The following is an 18,854-nucleotide window of genomic DNA, read 5'->3' on the forward strand; positions in this document are numbered from 1 at the left end:
CAGTATTGAAGGGCTTTGATGATGTCCAATCCAGGCAAGCCGCTGGTAGTAGCGACGCGATGGTGGTGGGTACGCCACGCGCCAGTGCGCGAGGATAACGGTTGCATCTATGGTCAGAAGGATCTCGGCTGCGACACCAGCGACCGCGTCGTGTTCGAGGCGGTCGGAAAAATCCTGCCGCGCAACGCGGTCTGGTATGCAAGCAATCTGAAGCGCACGCATCAGACCGCGCAGGCGATCTGGGCGGCGGGCTTTCCCAAGCCGTCAGACATGCCGCACGTGAACGCGTTCGCCGAACAGCATCTAGGTGAGTGGCAAGGCCTGAATCGTGCGGAGTTCATCGCAAGCCGTCCGGTCGGCAGCCACTGGCTTACTGAAGTTGACGAACCCGCGCCCGGCGGCGAGAGCTTCATGGACCTTTATAACCGCACATGCGGCGCGATCGAACGCATCAATGCCGAGCAGACGGGCAGGGACGTCATCGTCGTCGCGCATGGCGGCACGATCAGGGCCGCTGTCGGGCTTGCACTCGGCGGCCAGCCGGAGAAAGGTCTCGCCTTTGACGTCGACAATTGTTCGGTGACGCGGCTCGATCATCTCTCAAGCGCCAATTACAGCGGCTGGCGGCTGCCGATGGTCAACCAGCAGCCCTGGATCGCGGACGCTTCGCACAACGCGATGCATCAGCCGGCAGGGCCTGAGGTGAAGCCGCCGGAGACGAAACTCGCCTGAGCCTTAAGTTGTCGAAGGCCGCAAAGGCTGCTTAGTTCGAATTCAAGACCAAACCGGCATCGCGCTGGATCAACATCGGGGAGAGAGACATGAGCTTGTTCGATATGACCGGAAAAGTCGCCGTCATCACCGGCTCCACGCGCGGCATCGGCCGTGCCATCGCCGAGCGCATGGCCGAACACGGTGCCAAGGTGGTAATCTCCTCGCGCAAGCAGGACGTCTGCGATCAGGTGACCAAGGAGATCAACGAAAAGTTCGGCAAAGGAACGGCGGTTGCAATCGCCGCGAATATCTCGAGCAAAGAAAACCTGCAGAATCTCGTCGACGAATCCAACCGTGCGTTCGGCAAGATCGACGTGCTGGTCTGCAACGCTGCGTCCAATCCCTATTACGGTCCGCTCGGCGGCATTTCCGACGACCAGTTTCGAAAAATCCTCGACAATAACATCGTCGCCAACAACTGGCTGATCAACATGGTGGTGCCGCAGATGATCGAGCGCAAGGACGGCTCGATCGTGATCGTATCCTCGATCGGCGGCCTGAAGGGTTCGACCGTGCTCGGCGCCTATGCGATCTCGAAGGCCGCCGACATGCAGCTCGCGCGCAACCTCGCCTGCGAGTACGGCAAGCATAACATCCGCGTGAACTGCATCGCGCCCGGCCTGATCAAGACCGATTTCGCGAAAGCGCTGTGGGACAACCCGGAAACGCTGAAGGCATCCACCGCGCGTTCGCCGCTCTTGCGCATCGGCGTGCCGGACGAGATCGCGGGCGCCGCTGTGTTCATGGGATCGAAGGCGGGGGATTTCATGACTGGCCAGACCATCGTCATCGACGGTGGAGCTACGATCAGTTGATCTCGTGTCCCGGACGCGGTGCAATGCGTAGCGTTGCGCCGCAGAGCCGGGACCCACGCTGGCTCTCGGCGGCGTCTAGGCCCCGGCTCTGCAGCGCATCACTTCGTGCTGCGTCGCGTCCGGGGCACGAGACCTCACTCCACGGCCGCGTACACCAGGTCCCGCAGCATGTTGCGGATATATTCGCGCTGGCCGGGGCCCTGCATCATGAACACTGTGAACAGGTCCTCCGTGGGGTCGATGAAGAAGAACGTGCCGGCCATGCCGCTCCAGAAGAACTGGCCGAGCGAGCCCGGGAACGGCGCGATGCCTCGGTGCGTACGGACCGCGAATCCAAGGCCAAAACCGTGGCCGGGCGGCATCAGCGGCGAGTCGACCTTCACGCCGGCGGTAAGATGATCTGAGGCCATCAGCTCCAGCGTCTTGCGGCCGATGATCCTGTTGCCGTCCAGCGCGCCTCCGTTGAGCAGCATCTGGCAGAACCGCGCATAGTCCATTGATGTCGAGACCAGCCCGCCGCCGCCGGATTCCATCGCGGGCTTCTCCAGCATATTGAAGAGCTGCACCTTGTCGCCATTCCACGGATCGGTCGCGAATGGTTCGGCGAGGCGGCCGGCATTCGCTTCCGAGGTATGGAATGCGGTCTCGGCCATTTGCAGCGGCGCCAGGATGCGTTCGGTCAGAAAGGCGCTGAGCGACTTGCCCGAGACGACCTCGATGATGCGGCCGAGCACGTCGGTCGAGCGGCTGTAGTTCCATTCCGCGCCCGGCTGGCAGACGAGCGGCATGCCGGCGATCATGGTCGCGTGCTCGGCGTTGGTGATCTTGCGGCTGCGCAGCCGCGACTGCTGGTAGTGCTGCTGAACGAGGCCGTTGCCGGTGTGGTCGTAAGTCAGGCCCGACGTATGCCGCAACAGATCCTGAACGGTCATCTGCCGCTTCACCGGTACCAGCTCGAGCTTGCCGTTATTTTCGACGCCGACCTTCTGCTCGGCAAACTCCGGAATGAATTTTGCGACGGGATCGCCCAGGATGAAGTGACCGTCCTCGACCAGCATCATGATGCCGACGGAAACGATCGGCTTGGTCATCGAGAAGATGCGGAAGATGCTGTCATGCGCCATCGGCGTGGCTGCCGCCGGGCTCTGGCGGCCGATCGCATCGAACCAGCCGACCTGACCGCGCCGCGCCACCATGACCGTGGCGCCGGGGAGGGTTCCCTTGTCGACCTCGCGCCTGAAGGCGTCCGACATCCGCTGCAGGCGGGTGCTCGAGAGCCCGATGGTTTCCGGCTTGGCGTCGGGGAGAGAAGGGGTCTGGGGGGCGGATATCGGCCGGGTCGCGGTCTGCGCGTTCATGGTCTCTCCCGTTGCGCTTGTTATTTGTGGCGAGGACCAAGTTTGGCGCAGAAGTTTTGCTTTGGATAGAGCGCCAAGCCGCTTCGGCCCTTGCAATCGGGGCATGCCCTATGCTTGAAACGGCGCGAACCGGCGCACGCGTCGGTTTCCTGTAGGAGTGTAGCTCAATTGGTAGAGCACCGGTCTCCAAAACCGGGGGTCGCAGGTTCGAGCCCTGCCACTCCTGCCAGATAAATCAAGCACTTAGGCTAATTTTGACGATGACGGGCGGCTGCCCGTTCAGTCCCGTCTAGGGGCGCGACCGATTCGGGAGGCCGCGCTTCCGTTGACTGGATGGCATGGGCCGGCGACCGTGCCTCCACGCGTGCCACGAGCAGACGGGTCAGCGCCGTCATTCACGGGACAGACCGCCTGAGCGAGATGCGCAGGCGTCGGAAGGGCGAGATCCAAAACGCGCAGCCGTATCGCCGGACGTTGCGATGCCATCAGCACCTCCGAGGAAACTTCCATGAACTGCCGCGTTACCGGCGCAGCGCGCAGCTTGTTGCGCATTCAAGGGAGGCGAGGGAAGAGGGATGGGACTCTTGTGGCGGGTCCTGAAGGGTGCGGTATCCGGCTTCATTGCCAACGATGCATTGAGCCGGGGCGCTTCCATTGCCTTCTATGCCGCCACGTCCCTGGCGCCCATACTCCTTATCGTCGTGGCGGTCGCCGGCTTGGCATTCGGGCAGGATGCTGCTCGCGCCGCCATCAGTGACGAACTCGGTCGGTTGTTGGGGCCGACCGGCGGCGACTTCATTAAATCCATTTTGGCGCGATCAAGCGATCCGACGTCCGGCGCGACCGCGACCGTCGTCGGCATCGTCACGGTGCTGGTAACGGCATCCGGTGTGTTCGGCGAGATGCGCACGGCATTGAACGCAACGTTCAAGGCCAAGCCGACGGACGAGCCAATATTCTCCTTGATCCGGAGCCGGGCGGCCAGTCTCGGCCTCGTCGCCGCGGCTTCATGCTGATCGTCTCGCTGGCCGCGAGCGCCGGGCTATCAGCCCTGGAACAGTGGTCTGCCGACAAGGTCGTGCTCAGCGCGCTTAACACGGTCGTGTCACTTGGCATCTTCACGCTACTGTTCGCAGCGATCTACAGGGTGCTGCCGGACACGACGATCTACTGGCGTCATCTTCTGCTGGGCGCTTTTGTTACAGCCTTGCTGTTCACCGTCGGAAAATCGCTGATCGGATGGTACCTCGGTCAGGCCGCCCCGAACTCGACCTATGGCGCCGCGGGTGCGCTGATCGTCCTGATGTTCTGGGTCTACTACTCCGCGCAGATTTTCCTGCTCGGCGCCGAACTGACAAAGGCGATCGATGACGCGCGCAATCCCGCGGCGCGCAAGGAGCGTTAGGAACCATTCAATAGTGCCTGAGTTCGTTCTCAAATAACACGAACGCACAGGCGGTGACGACATGACACGATCCGTGGAGGAGCTACGACGGGACTCCGAGCAAAGCCGCGCGCAGCTTGCGGCAACCGTCGACCGGTTGAGGGAGCAGATCGCCGACACCGCAGAAGATATTCGCTACAAGGTCTCGCCGGAAAACCTCAAGGCCGAGGTGAGCGGCTTCATCAGCCACAAGACCCATGGTTGGTTGGACGCGCTGAAGCAGCAGGCCATGGAAAATCCAATGCAGGCAGTCGCCGCCGGCACCGCGGTCGCCGTGCCCGTGCTGCGCCTGGCCCGCGGCTTCCCGCTGCCGCTCTTGATGATCGGCGCCGGCCTTGCCTTAAGTTCGAAGACCGTTCGCGATCGCGCCGCGGAAGCGGCAGCACCGGGAATTGACAAGGCGAGGGAGGTCATCGACGAGGCGTCGGAACGCGCGCAGTCCCTGGGTGACGGTATGCGGAAAGCGATGTCCCATGCGGAGCGTGAGGCAGCCGGTGTGGCCGGTGAAGCTCGGGAATCCGCGGACGGAATGGCAGATGCGGCGAGCGGAATGGCTGGTGACCTGAGAGACCGCGCGACGCAGGCCGCCGATGCCGTCGCAAACAAGGTCAGATCCGGCGTGGATGCCGCTTCGGAGATGGCAAAGGAGCGGATGGAGCGGGCTCGCTCGACTGCGACGAACGCGGCGACGGCTGCTCCTGCGACTGCAAGCAAGGTGATTCGGGACAACGCTGCGTTGATCGGCGGTCTCGGCATAGCAATCGGTGCGATCCTTGCCGCCTCCCTTCCGAGCACCAGGGTCGAGGCGAGCGTGGCCGGTAAAGCGAGCGACCGCGTCAAGCGCGCCGCCGGCAGTGCGGCTCAATCCGGATTTGAGGCGGCCAAGGACACGATGCTGTCGGCGGCAGACGCCGCAGCAAGAAGCGTTTCCGAGGCCGACCTGGGTGGACACGCCAGCCGCATCACCGAGGGCGTGACCGAAAGACTCAAAGAGGTGGCCGACGACGTCGTGACGACGGCCTTCGATCCTTCCCGAAACCCGCACAGCTAAATTGAGGCCGCCATGAGCGATATGGATCTTAACACCCGCGATAAGAATTCTTCCCAGAACCAGAATACCGGCTCGTCCCAGAACCTGAAGGACCAGGTGGCGGATGCCGGCGCTGAGATCAAACAGCGCGCCGGTGATGTGCTGAGGGCGTCGACGGACACCGCACGCGACAAATTCAAGGAGGCAGCAGATGCGGCAAAGGACGCTGCAGCCGGAGCTGCGGATCGATTCCAGGATCAGGCTCGCGAACAACAGCGCTCGGGCGCCGATTTCGTCGGCCGCTTCGCCGGCAACATCAGGGACGCGGCACGCGCATTCGAAAACGACGTGCCGTTCGCAGCCCGCGGCATCAATTCGGCGGCCGAATATGTCGACGAAGCCGCAGAGAAAATCCGTAACGGAAGCTTCCGTGATCTGGTCGATGGCGCGACGGATTTTGCCAAGCGGCAGCCTGCGGCCTTTCTGGGTCTGTCGGTGCTGGCCGGTTTCGCCGCTGTCCGCTTCCTGAAGGCGTCGGGAAGCGCGAGCTCTTCAAATCAGGACTCGTCATCATCGTCCTACGAGCCGTCATCATCCTACAGCTCGGGATCCTACAAAGGTGAGGCGTCATGACCACCAAGACGGATCTCCAGGCGATCTCGCATCTTCTCGGCGATGCGCTGTCGCAATTCGCAAAACTGTTCCAGAACGAAGTTGATCTTGCCAAGGCCGAACTGGGTGAGAAGGTTCAGCAAATCGGTGGCGCCGTCGGCCTCATTGCGGCTGGCGCAGTGCTGGTCATTCCCGCCATCGTCATGGCGCTGTTTGCGCTATCCGCGACCTTGATCGCGGGCGGATGGTCGCAGCCGGTCTCCTATCTGATCTCCGCGATTGTGGCCGCAGTGCTCGCAGGCATCTTGTTTGCAGTGGGCATGAACCGGCTCGACGCACGTCACCTGGCGCCGCGTGAAACGTTGCGCCAGCTCGAAAAGGACAAGGACACCGTGAAGGGAATGGTGCGATGAGCGGTTCACAAGGAAGTTTCATGGATGGTCTGACCGCTGCTGCCCGGGAGAATCCGCTTGCCGCGGCTCTGATCGGAGGTGGCGCACTGTGGCTGCTTATCGGCAGTAACAGGCTGAAGAACGCCGCCAGTTCGGTCACCTCAGCGGCCGAGCCGCTCGCCGATCTCGGCGCACGTACACAGAGGTCGGCCGCCTCCGGCTGGGAGGACGCTTACGGTTCCATGCGGAAAAACGCCTCCCGAATGCAGGACGAAGCCTCGCGCGGTATCAATGAAACGGTCCGCAACACCAGAACGGCCGCTTCCGATGCGATGTCAGGCGCGGCGGAAACGATGAGCGAGCGGTTCGACGAAGGCATGGCCGGCGCCCGGGAAATGTTTGACCGGGTGGGCCGGGCGTTGCCGAGGAAGGAAACTCTGCGGCAGGCGCAATCGTCGCTGTCCGATCTGCTGGAAAGGCAACCGCTGGTGCTCGGCGCCGTAGGCCTTGCGATCGGCGCCACGGTGGCGGGCGCCCTGGCCAAGTCCAGTCTCGAGGACGAGTGGGTCGGGGGCCTGAGTGACGGCCTGAAGGCAGACCTGAAGGAGCGTGCCGGGGCCGTGTCGCAAAGCGTGCGAGAGGGGGCCGACACGCTCAAAGCCGAGTTCGCCGACGCCGGCGCCGAATATGCCGACCGGGTTCAACAGGCTGGCCGGGATGCGCTGGATGCGGGCCGGGAGAATTTACGACAGTAGCCGCTCGGGCAAAAATCCATCTACGATCAGAGGCTTGGCGGTATTTTTTGCCGCCAGCCCGAAACTAGCTGAAGAATGCGGAGAGCATTGCCACGTCCGACCTGTCAGGCGCCTCGCCCCGCAAATCTGCATCGATTACCCGCCGGCACGCATCGACCGTGATGATATCGCCGAGGTCGTTCGCTGCGTCGAGAACGGTCCAAGCCGTCTCGCCCGAGGGTCTTTCCTGTTCTAGGCCTAGCATAGCCATGGTTTCGTTCCCCATTTCCACGTCAATGGAGCCTGCAGCATAGCCGCAAGCTTTTAAGAACCAGATCGCGGTCTCGCAGGCATTTGAAGGGAGGCGGTACCGACGGTTAACCAATGGGGCTTTGGCCCCTGGTTTCATGAGACCGGGGGCGGGCGGATCGGGGCCGCGGCACCCCGTACCTTGACCTTTTGCTCGTCCGGCAGTAGATACCCGCCACCTGCAGCCGGCCCGCCTAGTGCGGATATCCGGCGCGGCTTTGAATTCCCCCGAACAATCGAGCCCGCTTGGCGGCTCATCCTTCGAGAGAGGGCTGGGCGCGAGAGGGCTGTTCGGATTCGCTTTAAATCACAATCGTCTCACGAAGGACGCGGTAACCAACGATGGCTTTCAGCCCGTTCAAATTCCTGCAGGAAGTGCGCTCGGAGACCGCCAAGGTCACCTGGCCGACGCGCCGCGAGACGACGATCACCACGATCATGGTGTTCGTAATGGTTGCGCTGGCTTCGATCTTCTTTTTCATGTCGGATCTGGTCATCCGCTACGTTGTCACTTTCCTGCTGGGCGTTCGCTGATGAGCACCGGAACCCAAACCATGGACAAGCGCTGGTATATCGTTCACGCCTATTCGAACTTCGAGAAGAAGGTCTCGGAATCGATCCGGGAACAGGCGAAGCAGCGCGGGCTTGAGGATCTGTTCGAGCAGGTGCTGGTGCCAGTCGAAAAGGTTACGGAAGTGCGCCGCGGCCGCAAGATCGACGCCGAACGCAAGTTCTTCCCTGGCTACGTGCTGGTGAAGATGAAGCTGACCGACGAGGCGTTTCATCTCATCAAGAATACGCCGAAGGTCACCGGCTTCCTCGGCGCCGAAAACAAGCCGATGCCGATCTCCGAATCCGAGGCGATGCGGATCCTGCATCAGGTGCAGGAAGGCGTCGAACGTCCGAAGGCGTCGGTGTCGTTCGAAATCGGCGAGAACGTCCGCGTGGCCGATGGCCCGTTCGCGTCGTTCTCCGGCGTGGTTGAAGAAATTGACGAGGCGCGTTCGCGCGTGAAGGTCGCGGTGTCGATCTTCGGCCGCGCCACGCCCGTCGAACTGGAGTTCGGTCAGGTCGAGAAGGTCTGATCGGCAAAAGCGCGGAGCGCGTCTCCGCGTAATATGAGGCTGTGGGAGGGAGAGGGCGGTCGCCAACTGCTCTTCAACCGGACCACGGACCCTGAAACAGCCGGCCCCGGCCGGCACAACAGGAGCGATACATGGCAAAGAAAGTGACCGGATACCTGAAATTGCAGGTGCCGGCCGGTGCGGCGAATCCTTCGCCCCCGATCGGTCCCGCGCTCGGTCAGCGCGGTCTCAACATCATGGAATTCTGCAAGGCGTTCAACGCACAGACGCAGAAGGAAGAAAAGAACACCCCGATCCCGGTGATCATCACCATCTATGCGGACCGTTCCTTCACCTTCGAGATGAAGACGCCGCCGATGTCCCACTTCCTCAAGCAGGCCGCCAAGATCCAGTCCGGTTCGAAAGCTCCGGGCCGCGACAAGGCCGGCCAGGTGACACGCGCGCAGGTGCGCGAGATCGCCGAGAAGAAGATGAAGGATCTCAATTGTGATTCCATCGAATCGGCCATGAAGATGGTCGAGGGCTCCGCCCGTTCGATGGGTCTGGAAGTTGCGGGGTAACGGGCCATGGCAATCGGAAAACGTTTGAAGAAGGCCCGCGAGGGTGTCGACCGCGAGAAGCTCTATCCGCTCGCGGATGCCATCAAGATGGTCAAGGAACGCGCCAAGTCGAAGTTCGACGAGACGATCGAGATCGCGATCAATCTCGGCGTCGACCCGCGTCACGCCGACCAGATGGTTCGCGGCGTCGTCAACCTGCCGAACGGCACCGGCCGCACGCTGCGCGTCGGCGTGTTCGCCCGCGGCGCCAAGGCGGATGAAGCCAAGGCGGCAGGTGCTGACGTCGTCGGTGCCGAAGACCTGGTCGAGAAGGTGCAGGGCGGCAACATCGATTTCGATCGTTGTATTGCAACCCCCGACATGATGCCGCTGGTCGGCCGCCTCGGTAAGGTGCTCGGCCCGCGCGGCATGATGCCGAACCCGAAGATCGGCACCGTAACGATGGACGTCGCCACCGCCGTGAAGGGCGCCAAGGGCGGCTCGGTCGAATTCCGCGTCGAGAAGGCCGGCATCGTGCAGGCCGGCGTCGGCAAGGCGTCGTTCTCCGAGGAAAAGCTCGTGCAGAACGTGAAAGCGCTTGCGGACGCGGTGTCGAAGGCAAAGCCCGCGGGCGCCAAGGGCACTTATATCCAGCGCGTGGCGGTTTCCTCCACCATGGGCCCGGGCGTCAAGGTCGAGCCGGGCACGCTGCTCGGCTAATTCGTTGCGATTTACGTGAATAGAAAAGGGCGGAATCGGGTGACCGATTCCGCCCTTTGCGTTTGATGTGGCATTTGCGTAATCGTCGCAGCGCCGGACTTGCCAAGAAGGAGCAACAATGCCCGAGAAGGTCCTGATCTATTCGCGTTTTCCAAAGGCCCAGATGGAACGGTTCGGAGAACGGTTTGAACTCCTGAATGCCGCGGGCAAGCCGCCCGATGAAGTGTTTTCCGCCGAGCAGCTCGCAGACATTCGCGCGATGATCACCGCGGGCGGCACGCCGCTCGGCGCTGGCGCCATGGACCTGCTGCCGAAGCTGGGCGCCATCGTTTGCTATGGTACCGGGTTTGACGGCGTCGATCTCGCGGCGGCGGCGAAACGCAAGATCGCGGTCGGTCACAGCCCTGGGGCGAACGCGGCTTCGGTCGCCGACATCGCGGTCACCTTGATGCTGGCAGCCACGCGGCGGCTACTTGTCGCCGACGATTATGTGCGGGGCGGGAGCTGGGCCGCCGCAAAGCCGTCGCCGATGATGCGACCGCAAGCCGGGATGCTCGGCCGCAGAATAGGCGTCTACGGCATGGGCGAGATCGGCCGCAAGATTGCGGCGCGCGTCGCCGCCTTCGAGACCGAGGTCGGCTATTTCAGCCGCAGCCGGCGCGACGTTCCCTATCAATATTTCCCGACGCTCGATGCGTTGGCGGAGTGGTGCAGCGTCCTGATGATCGCGGTGCGGGCAGGGGCTGACACCGAGCATGCGGTGGACGCCAACATCCTTCGCAAGCTCGGCAAGGATGGATACGTCGTCAATATTTCGCGCGGCTCGGTGATCGACCAGCCGGCTTTGATCGCGGTGTTGACCGACCAGACCATCGCCGGCGCGGGCCTCGACGTGTACGCGAAGGAGCCGCATGCGCCCGATGCGCTGACCGCGCTGCCCAGCGTCGTACTCTCGCCGCATATCGGCGGCCATACGCTGGAGTCGCATGTGGCGATGCAGGACTGCGTGCTGTCCAATCTCGACGCGTTCTTCGCCGGCAAACCGCTGCCTTACCCGGTGCCGCTCGGCTGACGGCTTCAGTGCATCCGGGCAGCCGGCAGATGGCGCAGCTTGTCGGGATTGCGGACGATATAGATCGCGGCGATTTTCTCGCCGTCGATCGCCATGCTCAGGGTGAGATCGAGTTCGCCGTCCAGATAGAGCAGGGCGCCCACGGCGCCGTTGATCACAGCCGGCTGGATCCGGACGTCCTGGCCGGCGATCTTGCCGGCAAGGCCGATGAAGAAGCGCGCGACCTTGTCGGCGCCGATGATCGGATTGCGCGCCGCGAACTTGCGGCCGCCGCCATCCGTGAGCGCCACTGCATCCTCGCGCAGCAATTCGGCCAGTTGCCTGACATTGCCGCTGGCAACCGCGTCGCTGAAAGCTTGCAGCAGGCGCGCGTGACAGTCCGGCGTCGCCGCCGGTGCGGGACGATTGTCGCGCACCGCGCGGCGGGCCCTCGAGGCCAGTTGGCGGCAGGACGCCTCGGTGCGGTCGAGCATGACGGCGATCTCGGTGAAGGGCGTGTCGAACACGTCGTGGAGCAGGAAGGCCGCGCGTTCCAGCGGCGACAGCCGGTCCAGCGCCAGCAACAGGGCGAACGAGAGATCGTCTGCGAGTTCGGTGGCGGCATCGGCCGACAGGCCCTCCGCGTCGAACACCGGCTCGGGCAGCCAAGGGCCGACATAAATTTCCCGCTGCACCTTCGCGCTATTCAGGCGATCGAGACAAAGCCGGGTCACGACGGTGACGAGAAAGGCTTCCGCGTTGTGGACGTCCTGCGCTCCGGCAAAGCGGAGATAGGCGTCCTGCACCACATCTTCCGCGTCGCTGCGGCTTCCGAGCATGCGATAGGCGAGCCCGAGCAGGCGCCCGCGATGGGGCGCCAGCGGGTCGTCATCATGCGGCCTGTTTGACGACATCAACATTGTGTCCACTCACGGTGACGCGGCGGCATTCCTTGGCATAACCGAGGCCCGCCTTCACCATCGGGAAGATGCGGCCCATTTGCAGCGCCAGCGTCAGATCTATTACGCCTTTCTGGCCCCATTGGTCCCGGACGGCGTCACGAAACTCGTCCTCCGCCTCGGCGGCCCGGCGCACCACGGCGTCGGCGAAACGGAATCCAAGCGTCGTCGCCTCATTCATCGCCCGGGGATCGCGGCGGAGAACCGCCTCGATCTGGTCCCTGGGCATGCCGGCTTCCAGCGCCATGTCGACGACCAGTTGCGTGCAAGGCCCGCAATCCTCGGCCAGCGCGCCGACGATCTTGGCTGCGAAACTCGCGTCGATCGGGACCGCCTCGCGATGAGCGGACGCCTTCATGACGGGCGCGAACTTGAAGAAAGCGGAAGGGGAACAGTTCAGCATCATCAGGAGATAGCTGACGTCGTAACCATACCGCTTGGCAAATGCGCGCAGCGTGCGGCGCGCGATCCAACTACGCATGATTTTCTCCTTGGCTGGGGAAGGCGGAATAGAGGGCGGCTGCCGACGGCAGCACGATGGCGAGGAGGTCGAAGGCGGGGTGATGGACGTGGCCGCCCGCCAGCATCGCCAGGTGAAGCAGGGCGTGGGCGGCGAGGAAGCTGGCGCCCGCGATGGCCGCCGGCCAATACCGTGGCCGCCATGCCCGCGCGGCCAGCGCCAGACCGGCCACGAGGAACGCGACACCGATGTCCTGAACGAAATGTGGGTTGAACGGGCCGGTGTCCGGCACCCCGGGTACGGTTTCGTACCAGAGGGGACCGGCCACCAGCATGGCCAGTCCGTTCAGAACCGTGGGTATCGCAAAAATTGCCGCCAACTGACGCCGCATGGGAACCTCCTGCGGCCAAGACGAGCCAGATGCCCCCGGTGTGACAGAACCCGTCAAAGAATTTCCGCGATTCGGGGCGAAAATTTTTGCTCCGGCCGGCCGGTGAACTGGTGTGAATTTTGCCCTTGGCAAGCCGGCCAAGAGTCGGTAAACAACCGCTTCCGGGCGTGCTGGCCCTTGCTGGCACGTCCGTGCGCGCATTCCGAAAACCCGATACGGTAGGAGATCATTCCTTTCAGGACATCCGCATGGATTGCTCGAAAGGAAGGAAAACTCATCGCTTCGGTGGATTGCGGCAGGGGTCTTTCGGCTTGCCGGATGGCCTCGATCCTGTCCGAGACTGCAGGCGCCCGAGTCGAAACTTATGCGGAAACGCAAGTTTCTCCAACGGCTTAATCTTCCAGCCTGCATAGACGGGTGAAGACCGGATTTCGCTTCAACGCCGCCTCGCGCGGCGCCATGGCTGATTTGGTTCGAACCTCGACACCCCGCGCCATCTGGTTCGGGAGGGCAGGCTTATCAATGTCGTCCTGCCCGGCGTGTCCTTGAGACTGGTGTCTAGAGGTCAGGTTTTGGGTGAGACGATGGGTGCAACCCGGCTGTCTCGCTCTTAAGCGAAGGCCGCCAACCGGAGAGAGCTTGCTGTGGAAAGAGCGGCAAAAAAGGACGCGGTTGAGGCGCTGAACGAGGTCTTCAAGACCACGAGCGTCGCAGTCGTCGCCCACTATTCCGGCCTCACCGTAGCCCAGATGCAGAAGCTGCGCATGCAGATGAAGCAGGCGGGTGCGTCGGTGAAGGTCTCGAAGAACCGTCTCGCCAAAATTGCTCTTGAAGGCACGGACGTCGTTGCCATCGGCTCCCTACTGAAGGGACCGACCGTGATCGCGACTTCAAACGATCCGGTAACGGCGCCGAAGGTTGCCATCGAATTCGCCAAGGCGAACGAAAAGTTCGTCATTCTCGGCGGCTCGATGGGTAAAACCGTCCTGGATGTGAACGGTGTGAAGGCGCTTGCCTCGCTGCCGTCACTCGATGAACTGCGCGGAAAGCTTGTCGGCCTCCTGGTGGCGCCGGCGACCAAGATCGCTCAGCTCTCGACTGCGCCCGCGGCCAAGCTCGCGCGCGTCGTCCAGGCCTATGCCTCAAAGAGCGAAGCGGCCTGACCCTTCGCAAATCAAACCTGGTTCGAACCAAACGTTTTAAGGAAATAGATCAATGGCTGACCTACAGAAAATCGTCGACGACCTCTCGAGCCTGACCGTGCTCGAAGCTGCCGAACTCGCCAAGCTCCTGGAAGAAAAGTGGGGCGTGTCCGCCGCTGCCGCCGTTGCGGTCGCCGGTCCCGCTGCCGCCGCCGCCGCTCCGGCTGAAGAGAAGACCGAGTTCACGGTTGTTCTCGCTGCCGCCGGCGACAAGAAGATCGAAGTCATCAAGGAAGTCCGCGCCATCACCGGCCTGGGCCTCAAGGAAGCCAAGGACCTCGTCGAAGGCGCGCCCAAGCCGGTCAAGGAAGGCGTGAACAAGGAAGAGGCCGACAAGCTCAAGGCCCAGCTCGAAAAGGCTGGCGCAAAGGTTGAGCTGAAGTAACGCAAGTTACTTCGGCGAAATCCGGGTCTTTCTTCGTCAGATTTGGCGAGCGTGAGCGAGACTCGGGATCGTTGCAAAGCTTGTGCGATGGGGTAACCCGGAGTACGGCGTACACAGAAAAGTGTGGGGATTCGCGGGGTTAGCCCCTCGAATCTCCACGATTCCGCCCCATATCGGAGCGGCAGCAGGAAAACGCGGTAAGGCGGCGGGGACGGCAGGGTTCCCGGCGTAAGCCGTTGGGAGACAGTCAGATTTCGGGCTTTTTCAGTCCGTGAAGCGGCAAGTTAAGACGGGCGGGTGCAGTCATGCGCCCCGCGCGTCGTTTTGCGTTTTGAAGGTCTAAAGTGCGGGTTCAGGACTTAATTCCTGAAATTGAGCTTTGTTCCTTTTGAGCGATTCGAAATTCAACCCGGGGGCGATGGCAGTCGCGCTTCGGAAGGTTCGTCCACAAGGGCGACGAAAATGAGAGGCCACGATGGCGCAGCAGACATTTACCGGTCGCAAACGCGTTCGCAAGTTTTTCGGACACATCAAGGAAGTCGCCGAGATGCCGAACCTTATCGAGGTTCAGAAGGCGTCCTACGACCAGTTCCTGATGGTCGAGGAGCCGGTCGGCGGCCGGCTGGACGAGGGACTGCAGGCGGTGTTCCGCTCGGTGTTCCCTATCTCGGATTTCTCGGGCACCTCGATGCTGGAATTCGTCCGCTACGAATTCGAGCCGCCGAAATACGACGTCGATGAGTGCCGCCAGCGCGGCATGACCTATGCTGCGCCGCTCAAGGTGACGCTGCGCCTGATCGTGTTCGATATCGACGAGGAAACCGGCGCCAAGTCCGTGAAGGACATCAAGGAGCAGGACGTCTACATGGGCGATATCCCGCTCATGACTATGAACGGCACCTTCGTCGTCAACGGCACCGAGCGCGTCATCGTCTCGCAGATGCACCGTTCGCCCGGCGTGTTCTTCGACCACGACAAGGGCAAGACCCATTCGTCCGGCAAGCTGCTGTTTGCCGCGCGCGTGATTCCGTATCGCGGTTCCTGGCTCGACATCGAGTTCGACGCCAAGGACATCGTGTTCGCGCGCATCGACCGCCGCCGCAAGATCCCCGTGACCTCACTGATGTACGCGCTCGGTCTCGACGGCGAGACGATCCTGTCGACCTTCTACAAGAAGATCAATTTCAAGCGCGCCAAGGAAGGCTGGCGCGTGCCGTTCGACGCCGCCCGCTTCCGCGGCTACTCGACCATCAACGATCTGATCGACGCCGATACCGGCAAGGTCGTGCTCGAGGCCGGCAAGAAACTGACGGTGCGCGCGGCGCGCCAGTTGCAGGAGAAGGGCCTCAAGGCGCTGCGCCTGTCGGATGAAGAGCTGGTCGGCAACTATCTCGCCGAGGATCTCGTCAATCCGAAGACCGGTGAAATCTACGCCGAAGCCGGCGAGGAGCTCACCGAGAAGTCGCTGAAGGCACTCAACGAGCAGGGCTACAAGGAACTGCCGCTGCTCGACATCGACCACGTCAATGTCGGCGCCTATATCCGCAACACGCTGCATGCCGACAAGAACATGACGCGTGAAGACGCGCTGTTCGATATCTACCGCGTGATGCGTCCGGGTGAGCCGCCGACCATCGACTCGGCCCAGACCATGTTCCAGTCGCTGTTCTTCGACTCTGAGCGCTACGACCTGTCCGCGGTCGGCCGCGTCAAGATGAACATGCGCCTCGAACTCGACGCGCCCGACACCCATCGCACGCTGCGCAAGGAAGACATCCTGGCCGTCATCAAGACGCTGGTCGACCTGCGCGACGGCAAGGGCGAGATCGACGACATCGACCATCTCGGCAACCGCCGCGTGCGTTCGGTCGGTGAGTTGATGGAGAACCAGTACCGCATCGGCCTGCTGCGCATGGAGCGCGCGATCAAGGAGCGCATGTCCAGTGTCGATATCGACACCGTGATGCCGCAGGACCTGATCAACGCCAAGCCGGCGGCTGCCGCGGTGCGCGAGTTCTTCGGCTCGTCGCAGCTCTCGCAGTTCATGGACCAGACCAACCCGCTGTCGGAGATCACCCACAAGCGCCGTCTCTCGGCGCTTGGACCGGGCGGTCTGACCCGCGAGCGTGCCGGTTTCGAGGTGCGCGACGTGCATCCGACGCATTACGGCCGCATCTGCCCGATCGAGACGCCGGAAGGTCCGAACATCGGCCTGATCAACTCGCTGGCGACGTTTGCGCGCGTCAACAAGTACGGCTTCGTCGAAACGCCTTATCGCAAGGTAAAGGACGGCCGCGTCACCGACGAGGTCGTGTATCTCTCGGCGATGGAGGAGGGCCGTTATCGCGTTGCGCAGGCCAACGTACCGCTCGACGCCAAGGGCCGCTTCACCGAAGACCTGATCGTCTGCCGTCACGCCGGCGAAGTGCTGCCGATCACGCCCGACAAGGTCGACTATATGGACGTGTCGCCGAAGCAGCTCGTTTCGGTGGCCGCGGCGCTGATCCCGTTCCTCGAGAACGACGACGCCAACCGCGCGCTGATGGGCTCGAACATGCAGCGCCAGGCGGTGCCGCTGGTTCGCGCCGAGGCGCCGTTCGTCGGCACCGGCATGGAAGGCGTGGTCGCCCGCGACTCGGGGGCTGCGATCGCGGCCCGCCGTTCGGGCGTGATCGACCAGATCGACGCCACCCGCGTCGTGATCCGCGCCACCGAAGATCTCGATCCCACCAAGTCGGGCGTCGATATTTACCGGCTGATGAAGTACCAGCGCTCCAACCAGTCGACCTGCATCAACCAGCGTCCGCTGGTGAAGGTCGGCGACATTGTCAGGAAGGGCGACATCATTGCCGACGGTCCCTCGACCGATCTCGGCGAGCTCGCGCTTGGCCGCAACGTGCTGGTCGCGTTCATGCCGTGGAACGGCTACAACTTCGAAGACTCGATCCTGCTCTCCGAAAGAATCGTGAAGGACGACGTCTTCACCTCGATCCACATCGAGGAATTCGAGGTGATGGCCCGCGACACCAAGCTCGGACCTGAGGAAATCACCCGCGACATTCCGAACGTCTCGGAAGAAGCACTGAAGAACCTCGACGAAGCCGGCATCGTCTATATCGGCGCCGAAGTCCGCGCCGGCGACATCCTGGTCGGCAAGATCACGCCGAAGGGCGAAAGCCCGATGACGCCGGAAGAAAAGCTCCTGCGCGCCATCTTCGGCGAAAAGGCTTCCGACGTCCGCGATACCTCGCTCCGCGTGCCCCCGGGCGTGCAGGGCACGATCGTGGAAGTGCGCGTGTTCAACCGTCACGGCGTCGACAAGGACGAGCGTGCGTTGGCGATCGAGCGGGAAGAGATCGAGCGTCTGGCCAAGGACCGCGACGACGAACAGGCGATCCTCGACCGCAACGTCTACGGCCGCCTCGCGGAACTGCTGGAAAACCGCCAGGGCATCGCGGGTCCCAAGGGCTTCAAGAAGGACACCAAGATCACGCGCGCCGTGCTCGAGGAGTACCCGAAGTCGCAGTGGTGGATGTTTGCTTCGCCGAACGACAAGCTGATGAGCGAAATCGAGGCGATGCGGAAGCAGTACGACGAATCGAAGAAGGGCCTTGAACAGCGCTTCCTCGACAAGGTCGAAAAGCTGCAGCGTGGTGACGAATTGCCGCCCGGCGTGATGAAGATGGTCAAGGTCTTCGTCGCGGTGAAGCGCAAGATCCAGCCCGGCGACAAGATGGCCGGCCGTCACGGCAACAAGGGCGTGGTGTCCAAGATCGTTCCGATCGAGGACATGCCGTTCCTCGAGGACGGTACGCACGCGGACATCGTGCTCAATCCGCTCGGCGTGCCCTCGCGCATGAATGTCGGCCAGATTCTGGAGACGCATCTCGGCTGGGCCTGTGCAGGCCTCGGCAAGCGCATCGGCCAGACCATCGACAGCTATTATCAGAAGCAGGATCTCAAGCCGCTGCGCGAGACCCTGAAGAAGATCTATGGCGACGATGAAACCATCAAGACGCTGAACGACGGTGAGTTGATGGAGCTTGGCAAGAACCTGAGCCACGGCGTGCCGATCGCGACGCCGGTGTTCGACGGCGCCAAGGAAGCCGACATCGAGGAGATGCTGAAGCTCGCGGGCTTCGACGCCTCCGGCCAGTCGACCGTCTATGACGGTCGCACCGGCGATGCCTTCGATCGCAAGGTGACGGTGGGCTACATCTACATGCTCAAGCTGCACCATCTGGTCGACGACAAGATCCACGCGCGTTCGATCGGTCCGTACTCGCTCGTCACCCAGCAGCCGCTGGGCGGCAAGGCGCAGTTCGGCGGCCAGCGTTTCGGCGAAATGGAGGTGTGGGCGCTGGAAGCTTACGGCGCAGCCTACACGCTGCAGGAAATGCTGACCGTGAAGTCGGACGACGTCGCCGGCCGTACCAAGGTGTACGAGGCGATCGTGCGCGGCGACGACACGTTCGAGGCAGGTATTCCGGAATCGTTCAACGTGCTGGTCAAGGAAATGCGCTCGCTCGGCCTCAACGTCGACCTGCACAATTCCAAGGTGGGACCGGCGCCGACGTCCGAGGCGGCCGAGTAA

General features: G+C 62.8%; 21 protein-coding genes and 1 tRNA gene. 17 read left to right on the forward strand and 5 right to left on the reverse strand.

What is annotated here, in order from left to right; all coding sequences use genetic code 11:
- Positions 1 to 21: 21 nt before the first annotated feature.
- Positions 22 to 732, forward strand: a complete 711-nt coding sequence (locus tag IVB22_RS01585) for a histidine phosphatase family protein (protein WP_247515949.1) — start codon at positions 22 to 24, stop codon at positions 730 to 732.
- 89 nt (positions 733 to 821) lie between these two features.
- Positions 822 to 1,589, forward strand: a complete 768-nt coding sequence (locus tag IVB22_RS01590) for an SDR family NAD(P)-dependent oxidoreductase (protein ID WP_247515579.1) — start codon at positions 822 to 824, stop codon at positions 1,587 to 1,589.
- Positions 1,590 to 1,723: 134 nt separating this feature from the next.
- Here IVB22_RS01590 and IVB22_RS01595 read toward each other — a convergent pair whose 3' ends face one another.
- On the reverse strand, positions 1,724 to 2,947 hold the full coding sequence (locus IVB22_RS01595) for a serine hydrolase (RefSeq protein WP_247515580.1): 1,224 nt from the start codon (positions 2,945 to 2,947) through the stop codon (positions 1,724 to 1,726).
- A 153-nt stretch (positions 2,948 to 3,100) separates the two neighbouring features.
- Between IVB22_RS01595 and IVB22_RS01600 the strand changes: the two genes are divergently transcribed.
- The 7 genes from IVB22_RS01600 to IVB22_RS01625 all read left to right on the forward strand — a co-directional run bounded on the left by IVB22_RS01600 (position 3,101) and on the right by IVB22_RS01625 (position 7,180).
- A tRNA-Trp gene (locus tag IVB22_RS01600) sits at positions 3,101 to 3,176 on the forward strand.
- 346 nt (positions 3,177 to 3,522) lie between these two features.
- The gene (locus IVB22_RS41810; RefSeq protein ID WP_374207429.1) at positions 3,523 to 3,963 is read left to right on the forward strand and encodes a YihY/virulence factor BrkB family protein; all 441 of its coding nucleotides are present in this window, start codon (positions 3,523 to 3,525) and stop codon (positions 3,961 to 3,963) included.
- Positions 3,957 to 4,352, forward strand: a complete 396-nt coding sequence (locus tag IVB22_RS41815) for a YihY/virulence factor BrkB family protein (RefSeq protein WP_374207430.1) — start codon at positions 3,957 to 3,959, stop codon at positions 4,350 to 4,352. The genes IVB22_RS41810 and IVB22_RS41815 overlap by 7 nt, the downstream gene beginning before the upstream one ends.
- A 61-nt stretch (positions 4,353 to 4,413) precedes the next feature.
- On the forward strand, positions 4,414 to 5,442 hold the full coding sequence (locus IVB22_RS01610; RefSeq protein WP_247515581.1) for a DUF3618 domain-containing protein: 1,029 nt from the start codon (positions 4,414 to 4,416) through the stop codon (positions 5,440 to 5,442).
- A 12-nt stretch (positions 5,443 to 5,454) separates the two neighbouring features.
- Positions 5,455 to 6,054, forward strand: a complete 600-nt coding sequence (locus tag IVB22_RS01615) for a hypothetical protein (protein WP_247515582.1) — start codon at positions 5,455 to 5,457, stop codon at positions 6,052 to 6,054.
- A complete protein-coding gene (locus IVB22_RS01620) occupies positions 6,051 to 6,446 on the forward strand; it encodes a phage holin family protein (protein WP_247515583.1) in 396 nt (131 codons plus the stop codon). The genes IVB22_RS01615 and IVB22_RS01620 overlap by 4 nt, the downstream gene beginning before the upstream one ends.
- Entirely contained in the window at positions 6,443 to 7,180 is a 738-nt protein-coding gene (locus IVB22_RS01625; protein WP_247515584.1) for a hypothetical protein, read from the forward strand. The genes IVB22_RS01620 and IVB22_RS01625 overlap by 4 nt, the downstream gene beginning before the upstream one ends.
- A 64-nt stretch (positions 7,181 to 7,244) precedes the next feature.
- On the opposite strand, the gene IVB22_RS01630 is transcribed toward IVB22_RS01625, so the two are convergent.
- Entirely contained in the window at positions 7,245 to 7,430 is a 186-nt protein-coding gene (locus IVB22_RS01630) for a hypothetical protein (protein WP_247515585.1), read from the reverse strand.
- A 380-nt stretch (positions 7,431 to 7,810) separates the two neighbouring features.
- Here IVB22_RS01630 and secE point away from each other — a divergent pair, with 380 nt between their 5' ends.
- The 5 genes from secE to IVB22_RS01655 all read left to right on the forward strand — a co-directional run bounded on the left by secE (position 7,811) and on the right by IVB22_RS01655 (position 10,884).
- Complete coding sequence (gene secE, locus IVB22_RS01635) at positions 7,811 to 8,002, forward strand: preprotein translocase subunit SecE (protein WP_247515586.1); 192 nt, start codon at positions 7,811 to 7,813, stop codon at positions 8,000 to 8,002.
- Between the two features lie 20 nt (positions 8,003 to 8,022).
- Positions 8,023 to 8,553, forward strand: a complete 531-nt coding sequence (gene nusG / locus IVB22_RS01640) for a transcription termination/antitermination protein NusG (protein WP_247515950.1) — start codon at positions 8,023 to 8,025, stop codon at positions 8,551 to 8,553.
- A gap of 131 nt (positions 8,554 to 8,684) precedes the next feature.
- Positions 8,685 to 9,113: a 50S ribosomal protein L11 gene (rplK, locus tag IVB22_RS01645; protein ID WP_025588714.1), complete on the forward strand. Its 429-nt coding sequence runs from the start codon at positions 8,685 to 8,687 to the stop codon at positions 9,111 to 9,113.
- A gap of 6 nt (positions 9,114 to 9,119) precedes the next feature.
- A complete protein-coding gene (rplA, locus tag IVB22_RS01650; RefSeq protein WP_214491118.1) occupies positions 9,120 to 9,812 on the forward strand; it encodes a 50S ribosomal protein L1 in 693 nt (230 codons plus the stop codon).
- A gap of 118 nt (positions 9,813 to 9,930) precedes the next feature.
- Positions 9,931 to 10,884, forward strand: coding sequence for a 2-hydroxyacid dehydrogenase (locus tag IVB22_RS01655; protein WP_247515587.1), 954 nt, complete (start codon positions 9,931 to 9,933; stop codon positions 10,882 to 10,884).
- Between the two features lie 5 nt (positions 10,885 to 10,889).
- Here the strand turns inward: IVB22_RS01655 and sigJ are convergent, their stop codons facing one another.
- Genes sigJ through IVB22_RS01670 form a run of 3 tightly spaced genes read right to left on the reverse strand, consistent with a single transcriptional unit; the run spans position 10,890 to position 12,673 of the window.
- Entirely contained in the window at positions 10,890 to 11,777 is an 888-nt protein-coding gene (gene sigJ / locus IVB22_RS01660) for an RNA polymerase sigma factor SigJ (protein ID WP_247515588.1), read from the reverse strand.
- Positions 11,755 to 12,303, reverse strand: a complete 549-nt coding sequence (locus IVB22_RS01665) for a hypothetical protein (RefSeq protein ID WP_247515589.1) — start codon at positions 12,301 to 12,303, stop codon at positions 11,755 to 11,757. The genes sigJ and IVB22_RS01665 overlap by 23 nt, the downstream gene beginning before the upstream one ends.
- Positions 12,296 to 12,673: a hypothetical protein gene (locus tag IVB22_RS01670; protein WP_247515590.1), complete on the reverse strand. Its 378-nt coding sequence runs from the start codon at positions 12,671 to 12,673 to the stop codon at positions 12,296 to 12,298. The genes IVB22_RS01665 and IVB22_RS01670 overlap by 8 nt, the downstream gene beginning before the upstream one ends.
- A 644-nt stretch (positions 12,674 to 13,317) precedes the next feature.
- Here IVB22_RS01670 and rplJ point away from each other — a divergent pair.
- From rplJ to rpoB, 3 genes are all read left to right on the forward strand, one after another.
- Complete coding sequence (gene rplJ, locus IVB22_RS01675) at positions 13,318 to 13,836, forward strand: 50S ribosomal protein L10 (RefSeq protein ID WP_108518055.1); 519 nt, start codon at positions 13,318 to 13,320, stop codon at positions 13,834 to 13,836.
- 52 nt (positions 13,837 to 13,888) lie between these two features.
- Complete coding sequence (gene rplL, locus IVB22_RS01680; protein ID WP_108518057.1) at positions 13,889 to 14,260, forward strand: 50S ribosomal protein L7/L12; 372 nt, start codon at positions 13,889 to 13,891, stop codon at positions 14,258 to 14,260.
- A 475-nt stretch (positions 14,261 to 14,735) separates the two neighbouring features.
- On the forward strand, positions 14,736 to 18,854 hold the full coding sequence (gene rpoB, locus IVB22_RS01685) for a DNA-directed RNA polymerase subunit beta (RefSeq protein ID WP_247515591.1): 4,119 nt from the start codon (positions 14,736 to 14,738) through the stop codon (positions 18,852 to 18,854).

Source organism: Bradyrhizobium sp. 190, from assembly GCF_023073415.1.
In the GTDB taxonomy this organism is placed as follows: Bacteria; Pseudomonadota; Alphaproteobacteria; order Rhizobiales; family Xanthobacteraceae; genus Bradyrhizobium.

What these genes read in the sequence shown, in the direction of transcription:
- IVB22_RS01620 (WP_247515583.1), top strand. Translation starts at nt 6,051, where the DNA reads ATGACCACCAAGACGGATCTCCAGGCGATCTCGCATCTTCTCGGCGAT.
- secE (WP_247515586.1), top strand. Translation starts at nt 7,811, where the DNA reads ATGGCTTTCAGCCCGTTCAAATTCCTGCAGGAAGTGCGCTCGGAGACC.
- rpoB (WP_247515591.1), top strand. Translation starts at nt 14,736, where the DNA reads ATGGCGCAGCAGACATTTACCGGTCGCAAACGCGTTCGCAAGTTTTTC.
- IVB22_RS01670 (WP_247515590.1), bottom strand. Translation starts at nt 12,673, where the DNA reads ATGCGGCGTCAGTTGGCGGCAATTTTTGCGATACCCACGGTTCTGAAC.
- rplK (WP_025588714.1), top strand. Translation starts at nt 8,685, where the DNA reads ATGGCAAAGAAAGTGACCGGATACCTGAAATTGCAGGTGCCGGCCGGT.
- IVB22_RS01655 (WP_247515587.1), top strand. Translation starts at nt 9,931, where the DNA reads ATGCCCGAGAAGGTCCTGATCTATTCGCGTTTTCCAAAGGCCCAGATG.
- IVB22_RS01625 (WP_247515584.1), top strand. Translation starts at nt 6,443, where the DNA reads ATGAGCGGTTCACAAGGAAGTTTCATGGATGGTCTGACCGCTGCTGCC.
- rplA (WP_214491118.1), top strand. Translation starts at nt 9,120, where the DNA reads ATGGCAATCGGAAAACGTTTGAAGAAGGCCCGCGAGGGTGTCGACCGC.
- IVB22_RS01595 (WP_247515580.1), bottom strand. Translation starts at nt 2,947, where the DNA reads ATGAACGCGCAGACCGCGACCCGGCCGATATCCGCCCCCCAGACCCCT.
- IVB22_RS41810 (WP_374207429.1), top strand. Translation starts at nt 3,523, where the DNA reads ATGGGACTCTTGTGGCGGGTCCTGAAGGGTGCGGTATCCGGCTTCATT.
- IVB22_RS01630 (WP_247515585.1), bottom strand. Translation starts at nt 7,430, where the DNA reads ATGGCTATGCTAGGCCTAGAACAGGAAAGACCCTCGGGCGAGACGGCT.
- IVB22_RS01590 (WP_247515579.1), top strand. Translation starts at nt 822, where the DNA reads ATGAGCTTGTTCGATATGACCGGAAAAGTCGCCGTCATCACCGGCTCC.
- sigJ (WP_247515588.1), bottom strand. Translation starts at nt 11,777, where the DNA reads ATGTCGTCAAACAGGCCGCATGATGACGACCCGCTGGCGCCCCATCGC.
- IVB22_RS01665 (WP_247515589.1), bottom strand. Translation starts at nt 12,303, where the DNA reads ATGCGTAGTTGGATCGCGCGCCGCACGCTGCGCGCATTTGCCAAGCGG.
- IVB22_RS01615 (WP_247515582.1), top strand. Translation starts at nt 5,455, where the DNA reads ATGAGCGATATGGATCTTAACACCCGCGATAAGAATTCTTCCCAGAAC.
- IVB22_RS41815 (WP_374207430.1), top strand. Translation starts at nt 3,957, where the DNA reads ATGCTGATCGTCTCGCTGGCCGCGAGCGCCGGGCTATCAGCCCTGGAA.
- IVB22_RS01610 (WP_247515581.1), top strand. Translation starts at nt 4,414, where the DNA reads ATGACACGATCCGTGGAGGAGCTACGACGGGACTCCGAGCAAAGCCGC.
- rplL (WP_108518057.1), top strand. Translation starts at nt 13,889, where the DNA reads ATGGCTGACCTACAGAAAATCGTCGACGACCTCTCGAGCCTGACCGTG.
- nusG (WP_247515950.1), top strand. Translation starts at nt 8,023, where the DNA reads ATGGACAAGCGCTGGTATATCGTTCACGCCTATTCGAACTTCGAGAAG.
- IVB22_RS01585 (WP_247515949.1), top strand. Translation starts at nt 22, where the DNA reads ATGTCCAATCCAGGCAAGCCGCTGGTAGTAGCGACGCGATGGTGGTGG.